The 7,571-nt window shown below is 32.9% G+C and carries 13 protein-coding genes; all 13 read left to right on the forward strand.

From position 1 onward, the window contains the following. The first annotated feature begins 86 nt into the window (after positions 1-86). Entirely contained in the window at positions 87-413 is a 327-nt protein-coding gene (locus F9279_RS24320; protein WP_152116686.1) for a hypothetical protein, read from the forward strand. Then, positions 413-559: a hypothetical protein gene (locus F9279_RS25440; RefSeq protein WP_193224707.1), complete on the forward strand. Its 147-nt coding sequence runs from the start codon at positions 413-415 to the stop codon at positions 557-559. Before F9279_RS24320 ends, F9279_RS25440 begins: the two co-directional genes overlap by 1 nt. Next, positions 556-813, forward strand: coding sequence for a hypothetical protein (locus tag F9279_RS24325; protein WP_152116687.1), 258 nt, complete (start codon positions 556-558; stop codon positions 811-813). Before F9279_RS25440 ends, F9279_RS24325 begins: the two co-directional genes overlap by 4 nt. Positions 814-936: 123 nt before the next feature. Then, positions 937-1,095, forward strand: a complete 159-nt coding sequence (locus F9279_RS25445; protein WP_226793903.1) for a hypothetical protein — start codon at positions 937-939, stop codon at positions 1,093-1,095. 82 nt (positions 1,096-1,177) lie between these two features. After that, positions 1,178-2,683 (forward strand): hypothetical protein, encoded by a 1,506-nt coding sequence (locus F9279_RS24330; protein WP_152116688.1) that lies wholly within the window; start codon positions 1,178-1,180, stop codon positions 2,681-2,683. 12 nt (positions 2,684-2,695) lie between these two features. Beyond that, positions 2,696-2,953, forward strand: a complete 258-nt coding sequence (locus F9279_RS24335; protein WP_152116689.1) for a hypothetical protein — start codon at positions 2,696-2,698, stop codon at positions 2,951-2,953. Next, on the forward strand, positions 2,954-3,685 hold the full coding sequence (locus F9279_RS24340; protein ID WP_152116690.1) for a zonular occludens toxin domain-containing protein: 732 nt from the start codon (positions 2,954-2,956) through the stop codon (positions 3,683-3,685). Further along, complete coding sequence (locus tag F9279_RS24345) at positions 3,660-3,851, forward strand: hypothetical protein (protein WP_152116691.1); 192 nt, start codon at positions 3,660-3,662, stop codon at positions 3,849-3,851. Before F9279_RS24340 ends, F9279_RS24345 begins: the two co-directional genes overlap by 26 nt. A 139-nt stretch (positions 3,852-3,990) precedes the next feature. Further along, a complete protein-coding gene (locus tag F9279_RS24350) occupies positions 3,991-4,335 on the forward strand; it encodes a hypothetical protein (protein WP_152116692.1) in 345 nt (114 codons plus the stop codon). After that, the gene (locus tag F9279_RS24355; protein WP_152116693.1) at positions 4,329-4,544 is read left to right on the forward strand and encodes a hypothetical protein; all 216 of its coding nucleotides are present in this window, start codon (positions 4,329-4,331) and stop codon (positions 4,542-4,544) included. Before F9279_RS24350 ends, F9279_RS24355 begins: the two co-directional genes overlap by 7 nt. Positions 4,545-4,549: 5 nt before the next feature. Beyond that, entirely contained in the window at positions 4,550-4,717 is a 168-nt protein-coding gene (locus F9279_RS25450; RefSeq protein ID WP_193224709.1) for a hypothetical protein, read from the forward strand. 774 nt (positions 4,718-5,491) lie between these two features. Continuing rightward, entirely contained in the window at positions 5,492-7,099 is a 1,608-nt protein-coding gene (locus tag F9279_RS24360; protein ID WP_152116694.1) for a hypothetical protein, read from the forward strand. A gap of 117 nt (positions 7,100-7,216) precedes the next feature. Further along, positions 7,217-7,438: a hypothetical protein gene (locus F9279_RS24365; RefSeq protein WP_152116695.1), complete on the forward strand. Its 222-nt coding sequence runs from the start codon at positions 7,217-7,219 to the stop codon at positions 7,436-7,438. The last annotated feature ends 133 nt before the right edge of the window (positions 7,439-7,571 follow it).

Raw genomic sequence — 7,571 nt, forward strand, 5'->3', positions numbered from 1 at the left:
TTTTTTTTTTATGATGTAAACAGAACAAGAAACAAGGGCGAAAACATGTTCTTATTTTTTGTAAGTCTAAAGTAGGAGGTCATGAAATGAGAGGTCAATTTATTATTACGAAGGTAAATCACTATGATATGGGAGAAAATCGTGGATTGTCTGTACGTGTTGTAGGAGATAAGCAAACTACGAATAATAGTTTTGGATTGGACATTTCGGAAGCTACTGTTTCAGATTATTCTGAGTTGAGAAATCTAACTCAATATAAGAACGATCTACCAGCAAAATTCGATTGTGATTTTGCACTTGCTACAGTAAAAGCTGGAAATGGTAAAGAAAAAACTGGTGTTGTTCTAAGTAATCTTACATTTGTAAATTCAGTAGAATTTGCTGATAAGAAAGTTCCAGTAACAGCTAAATAATGCAAGCTTTAGAAGGTTTTGCTTCTGGTTTACTATCGGGATTAACTATTAATCCTGTTGTGAAATATGGTTTTATTTTTTTACTTGTAGGGTTTCCACTAGCAAAATTTTATAAGTGGTGGATAACCTTTAAGAATAAGGTGTGATACATATGGAAAATGAAGAAATAACTGTAGATCAACAAGCTGACGAGGAAATAGTTTCGGAAGAAATAACAACTACTGAAGAAGTTCCAACGACTTCTGAAACGGTTGTACAAACTGATGATACTGAAATTACAGCACTGCTAGAACAAATTCATGAAACGCAATTATATGGGTTTGGTGTTCAAATGATGATATTCGGATTGTTATTCTTCGTTTTGTTTTTCACTGGTATGAAAGCGGGGAAAGGCTCTTGACAGATTTTCTAATATCAATGGTTAAACCAGCTTTACTACTCGGTGGATTTTGTGGTTTCGGTGGCTACTTGGTTGGACTATGTATGAATCTTCTAAATGACTTTGGAAGGGGGTGAAATGAAAATGGAAGCTATTACTACATCAATTACATCTGAATTTGGTGAAATCGTAACTGCTGGGGTTACTGTTTTAGGTGCTGTTGCGGCTGCAGGTTTAATCTTATTCGGAGGAATCTACGCTTGGAAATACGGCAAGAAAGTATTCTCTGTTATCGCTAAATAATTAATTGTTGACGCAATTATAATTTCTCTAAAATCCGACCCTTGAACTCACTCTCAAGGGTCTTTCTTATAGGCGGTGAAACATGAAAAAATTCTTGCCGATATTTCTATCAGCAATTGTACTGTTTTCTAGCTTCTTTTTGCAAGTGGAAAAAACTAGAGCCAATCCAGCACTAGCTGTTCCTGTTATCGCTGGTGGGGTACTTTTAGGTGCTCTCGGTTTAGCAGCGGTTGCAGATTTTGCTGGTGCAGATCAAGTTGCTAGTGATATTAATAATTTTGCGGAAAAAACAGAAGGCTTTATTATGGATACGGCAATTAATTCTACTATTGGTTTAACTAAATGGGTAACTAAGACAGCTACTGCTGTTCCAGATTTAGTATTAGATTTAAAAGGTGCAACTACTGATACTGCTAATACTATAAAAACTACTGCAGGTAATATTACAGCTAATTATATTGGTCATAGTATTGGTAGTACAAATGCGAAAACAACTTATGGAGAGTATGATGTTATTCCTTATGAAGCTACTACACCAATTAAAATGCAAACAGCTTATCCAGAGTTTTCAGTCAGATTTAGTGGTCCTTATGTTGCGTCACAAAGTTTAGCTTTTGAACTTAATAATTTTGATTCTACAAATGCTAATTCTAGAATTTTTATGATTTCTTATAAAGGAGAAATTTATTTTACAAATTCTTTTAGATTGGAAAAAACTACTTATTTCCCTGTTATTACTAATTCAGATTTTACTTATCAATTATCAAAAGGGTTAACTCCTATAAATGGGGCTAGATTTAATACTAGTATTGATAGAACTGCTTATTCTCGTGATATTGTAAATGCTCCTTTATATCCTACTGCAGAAATGGCATTACCTACTTTTTCTAATAATTTATTAGCAAAAGGAATGTTATCACCAATGCTAGTTACGGTTACAACTGTAGGTGCTATGAATCAAATATTTCAACGTCAATTCGATAATATTGCTGATAAGACGTATGAAAAGTATAGAGAAACAAGTGTAACAATTAATGGAGAAGCTATTTTAGAAGCTAATCCTACTTTGGAATGGGATGGTACTGCTGGAACTTTTAGAGATAAGGCTACAGGTACTGCTGTTGGTACTGACGCTCTTGCAATGCCACAAGTTGGTGTATATGAAGGTGCTGTAGCTGTTCCTGTCGGAAATACTTGGGCTCCTGTTGATACTGGTGTTATTGTCGGCAATCCAACTATTCCTGGTGGTGGTACTGGTGAAGGTGATGGTGGTTCTACTTCAAAACCTAAGTTAAATATGACACCATTGACTATTGCTCTTGGAACTATTAAAGATAAGTTTCCATTTTCTATACCTTGGGATTTTCAAAGAATGTTAGAGAGGTTTAATTTAGATCCTAAAACTCCTATTTTTAAAATTGGTTCAAAAGAAAATATTGAATTGGGTGGTATTACTATTCCTGTTGATTATGATTTTGACATAAATTTTTCTTTCTTTGATCCAGTTGCAAAAATAGCAAGATGGGGTTTGATATTAGCTTTTGATATATGGCTTGTATTTGCTCTTAGAAGGATGACACCAGATTAATGAGGTGAAGGCATGGAAATATTGTATGACGTTATTAATTGGTTTTTTGAACAGCTAGGAGTGATTCTGGAAGGTATTTTTAGTATTCTTCCAGATTCTCCATTTTTGAAAATGAGTGCTGAAACTCCTGATTTAGTTGAAATGGGTTATATTACTTGGTTAATTCCTTTTCCTACTATGATTTTGCATACAGGATTATTTTTGGTTGCGGTTGGTGTCTATTATGGATTCCGAATTGTGGCACGCTGGTTAAAGTTGGTGAGAGGATAAATGATAGAAACATATTTAGGTACGATAGGGTCTGGAAAGTCTTATCATGCTTTAGAAAAGATTGTAGCAACGCTTAAAAAGGGGAAATACGTCGTTTCAAACTTCCCCTTGAAGTTTACCGAAGGAATGATAAATAGAGGCTATGCAGAACGTTTTATGTACGTTCCAGATGAATTTCTTATGGGAGAGGAAGGAGTAGCTTTTCTTTATGAATTACAAAAGAAAATGAACTTCTATGACGAAGGTGGCGAAGGCTATTGTCTAGTTGTAATTGATGAAGCTGGTAACTACTTTCCTCCAGAAGATAACAGCAAGTATTCTACGAAAATGTGGAAACTATTTTTTACGCAATCTAGGAAAATGGGATATGACTTCTTGCTAATCTGTCAAGATGATAACTCACAGATCAATAAGACAATTAGAAAATGTGTAGAGTATCGAGTAGTGCATAGAAAAGCAAATAATGTCTTTCCGTTTAAATTGCTGCCATTCACTTTATTCATGTATGTAACATATTGGGCACAACAAAGAGAAAGACTTTCTAGTGAAAGTTCTATTTATGTGAAAAGTTTCGGACAACTCTATGATACTAGCATGATGTTTGGAGAGATTGACGAGAAGTTTGATATAGATTTTGCGAAATTAAAAGCTAAGCTTGGCTTTGACTTAGATTTTGGAAATTGTATACAGGAGGTTATTGAAGAAGATGGCGGAAATGAGACTACGGTTTGATGATAGTGATTTAAAAGATAAGCTTATGTTGTTAGCTAAAGATATGGGGTTAAGCTTAAACTCTCTAGTAAACAAAATTTTAGTCGCTAGGTTCTCACCAGAAGATAACAAGTACCTTACATTAATGATTGATATAGCAGAATTTAAAAGGAGTAATCCAGAATGATAGAAATACTAGAAAATTTGTTTACTATTTTTGCTTTAATTCTTTACGAAACAATAGATAAAATATTTTAATACAATGTATTGCAACTGTATGTACACTGTGTTATAATTAATTTATCAAGTAAAGGAGATGATTAATTATGACAGTAGAAGCTATTACATTTGATGAAAATGGACAAGGTGTTATAAATTTTGAAGCATTAGAATTAAGAACAGATATTGATTTTATTAATCAATTAAATCATGCGATTGATGAAATGGGATATATTATTACTTCTGTTGAAGAACATGAATATGGTCATGGAACTACTTTTGATTATAAGGTATTTTTACGTGCTGATAATTATTCTTCATTTGCTACTTTAGTTCATTCTAAGACGTATTTAGATTCTAAGTTAGCATGGACTAATAATGAGTTAAAAATTGTTGGACGAACTGAAATTCAAAAATTTGTTTCTGACGTTGGAGGTACTATCCAATGGTAAAAAAGATTCCGAAAACCTACAGACTAGATCCATCAACTTTAGAAAGTTTAGAAAGAATCAGAAGTCATTTTGATGATCGTAAGCAAGTAGCTGCACAAACGCTTGGAGTGAAATACAAAGAAGCAGATATGACAGAAGCATTAGAATTTGCTATTAATTTTGCTAAACAGCAATTAGAAAACGAAGGTTTAATAGAGAAGGAGGATTGATAGAAATGCCTTATACTTACGAAAAAGCTATTGATCTAGGTTATGACCATAAAGGTGCATTGTCTATGCTAGAAGAAAAATGTGTGTATTGTCATGTTAGTTTGATAGATAAATCAAGTTTTTGGACTAACGCTGGTATGGAATGTACTAAATGTTTTGAGGAGGAAAATTAAATGTGGTGTCCAAGATGTTCTTCATATGATGTTGATGTTGCAGACGAAGGTACAGAAACTGAACAATATCACTGCAATAAATGCTTTTTTGATTTTGATAATGAAGTTGAATATTAATGTTTTTTCAACCTATTGGACATAGGGAGTTGGGACGAGGTGTGCGACGGAACGCACGTTTTTAAAGGATTACCAGGTAATACAAATAATTCGCTCGGCTTTTATATGCTAAGCTAGATTCTCGACAAGCTGAACCCTTTTTGCCTATTGTCCATGAGGTTTGTCGGTGAGATATTATAAGCATATAAAAGTGATGTTTGCAAGGGTTAGAGAATCATAGGTTCTTGGAGGTCGTTGAGTGATTTTTTCAACGGCTGGAAAGGTTCTTTGATTGTCTTACATGTTTACCCTTGCGAAGATCATCAAGATTAGAAGGCTTCATTAGGCATTTTTGTTTTAACTGATTGGCTTTTTATTCTCTTAATCTTTAAGTAATAAAATGGTTAAGTGATCTATTTTCGTATTTTACCCCCTAACGGAACGCTAGTATCGGGAGGGACCCGAGAGGGAGGGGACCGATACTGGCGAAGCCGAAAAAAGGGGGTCGGGGCGGCTTTGTAACACGCCCCATGAACGGAACCCTATTGGTTATCACAAACCCTACTGGGACAAGCTTTCTAGCCTGTTTTTGCTTTGTCGGCAAAACCAATCTGCCGACATGATTCTCAATGGATTCTCAATTAGAAAGTTGATATTTTGACGAAAGGAGTCTTTGTATTGTTTACTAGATCAGTGAAACGCTCTGAAATTTTTACAGAGCTACAACCAGACTTAAATAAGCAGTATTTTGATCGCATTGATAAGAAGTTTTTACATAACATAGATTCGTTTTATTATGTGATTAAAGTTAAAAATGACTGGAATTATGATTATAATGTTCGTTTGTTTATTAATTTCTTAGAACAATATAGAGTTGAAACAAAGCGTACATATGACCCTGTAGTGATGTGGCAGAATGATGATAGATTTAAAGATTTGTCTACTAAGTGGCTTATGAATGGTCTTAGTTTTGGTAAGTATGAGTATGATATGGGTATTCCAGATAAGTTTAATGTATTTGTTTTAAGTCGTTCTATTAACTCTGATACTCCCGAATTTTGGGTTCAATTACGTTCACAATACCTTTGGTTAGATGGTGAATATAAAGCTGTAGAGGAAAGTATAAAGGAGATTAAAGCGGTATTAGATGTATTTGGTATAGAAATTGAAAAGATTTCAGAAAATCGAATAGATTACGCTTATCATACTAATATTATTCAAGACCCTACAAACTTCTTTTCAAATAAGAATGCTAATAGAATGCAACAATCAAGGTTTAAACGTGGTTCGTTAGAATTTAGCTTTAGAGGTCAATTTGAAACGGATACGGACTATTTTACGCTTGGTAGAAAAAAAGGTAATAATCTTTTTTTTAGGGTCTATGATAAAACAAAAGAAGTTATTGAAAAACAATATAAGCAGTTTTTTATAAAGTTATGGTATTTGGAAAAAATGATATCTTATTATGATATGTATTGTATCGAAAAAGCTTTTCTTCATGTAAGCAATGATAATTATAAATATTTAGATGTTGCTAGATTAGAATTTTACTTGGAATATGGTACTAATGATGTCAATAAAAATAAGATTTTAGATTTACTTGAAGCGAAATCAAAGGATTATGAACTTATTGAGAAGTTAGCAGATACATTAGTTCCTAGAGTTACTAAGATTTTAAATATAGAGATAGAGACTAAAAGAAAATTTTATAGAACTATGGATGAATCTGTTAATACTCTATTGAAATTACATTCTAGTAATGTTCCAGAATATGCTAAACAAATTTATTTGAAATTAGATAATAAACAGGTTTTTCATGACCACTTAGTATGTAATAACTTAGATCAACAGGGTGTAATTAGATTTTTAGATTATAAAGCTAAAAATAAATTGGGGAAGGCTTGGACTGATAAATCAAAATTCCCAACAGCGGATTGGTGGAAGAGATTACAAACTACTAAAGTAAATCGTAGATTTAAGGTAGAAAGCGTAAAATTATCAAGGGAATATCAACAAAAATTAAGTGCAAGTATTATGAAAAAGAAGATTACTAATGCAATTACAACATATAGTCTTTACATACATGGTGATGATGTTCAAAACGATACTTTTGACGATATTGTAGATTATATGGCAACATTGAACGAATCAGATGTGGAACAGCAAATACAATATAAACGAAAAAAAATGACCTTGCTAGCTGATCGTCTGGAAAACGTAGAAGGGGTTTCGAAATTCGAAAAACAACTTCGCGTGTACGATACAGAAACAGGTCAAGTCTTTTAAATTTATGCTTAGTATATCATATGTGAGTTTAATAGAAAATATTAAGGCTGTCTATCACTTAGACAGTCTTTTTTTTGTTACACTAAAAAGAAAAACAAAAAAAGGAGAATGTTTCCAATGAAGAACAATAACAAAGAGGTAGATATGCCAAGACCGCGAAAATACAATTATCAAGAGGATTACCCAATACGTTTCTTTATAAACGTACCAGTTGGGCTAGTAAATAAATTAGAGAAACTAGGATTCTCACAAACAGAAATGCAAAAACACGTAGAACAGTCGAAAATTGTCGAACGATTTATGGAAGATTTTATCGAAAAAAATAGTAAAAAAGATTGATATATTCTGCTTTTTTTTTTATGATGTAAACAGAACAAGAAACAAGGGCGAAAACATGTTCTTATTTTTTGTAAGTCTAAAGTAGGAGGTCATGAAATGAGAGGTCAATTTATTATTACGAAGGTAAATCACT

Source organism: Bacillus sp. B1-b2, from assembly GCF_009183415.1.
Lineage (GTDB): Bacteria > Bacillota > Bacilli > Bacillales > Cytobacillaceae > Niallia.

Coding starts and splice junctions, on each gene's coding strand:
- F9279_RS24320 (WP_152116686.1), top strand. CDS start 87: ATGAGAGGTCAATTTATTATTACGAAGGTAAATCACTATGATATGGGA.
- F9279_RS25440 (WP_193224707.1), top strand. CDS start 413: ATGCAAGCTTTAGAAGGTTTTGCTTCTGGTTTACTATCGGGATTAACT.
- F9279_RS25445 (WP_226793903.1), top strand. CDS start 937: ATGGAAGCTATTACTACATCAATTACATCTGAATTTGGTGAAATCGTA.
- F9279_RS24330 (WP_152116688.1), top strand. CDS start 1,178: ATGAAAAAATTCTTGCCGATATTTCTATCAGCAATTGTACTGTTTTCT.
- F9279_RS24335 (WP_152116689.1), top strand. CDS start 2,696: ATGGAAATATTGTATGACGTTATTAATTGGTTTTTTGAACAGCTAGGA.
- F9279_RS24340 (WP_152116690.1), top strand. CDS start 2,954: ATGATAGAAACATATTTAGGTACGATAGGGTCTGGAAAGTCTTATCAT.
- F9279_RS24345 (WP_152116691.1), top strand. CDS start 3,660: ATGGCGGAAATGAGACTACGGTTTGATGATAGTGATTTAAAAGATAAG.
- F9279_RS24350 (WP_152116692.1), top strand. CDS start 3,991: ATGACAGTAGAAGCTATTACATTTGATGAAAATGGACAAGGTGTTATA.
- F9279_RS24355 (WP_152116693.1), top strand. CDS start 4,329: ATGGTAAAAAAGATTCCGAAAACCTACAGACTAGATCCATCAACTTTA.
- F9279_RS25450 (WP_193224709.1), top strand. CDS start 4,550: ATGCCTTATACTTACGAAAAAGCTATTGATCTAGGTTATGACCATAAA.
- F9279_RS24365 (WP_152116695.1), top strand. CDS start 7,217: ATGAAGAACAATAACAAAGAGGTAGATATGCCAAGACCGCGAAAATAC.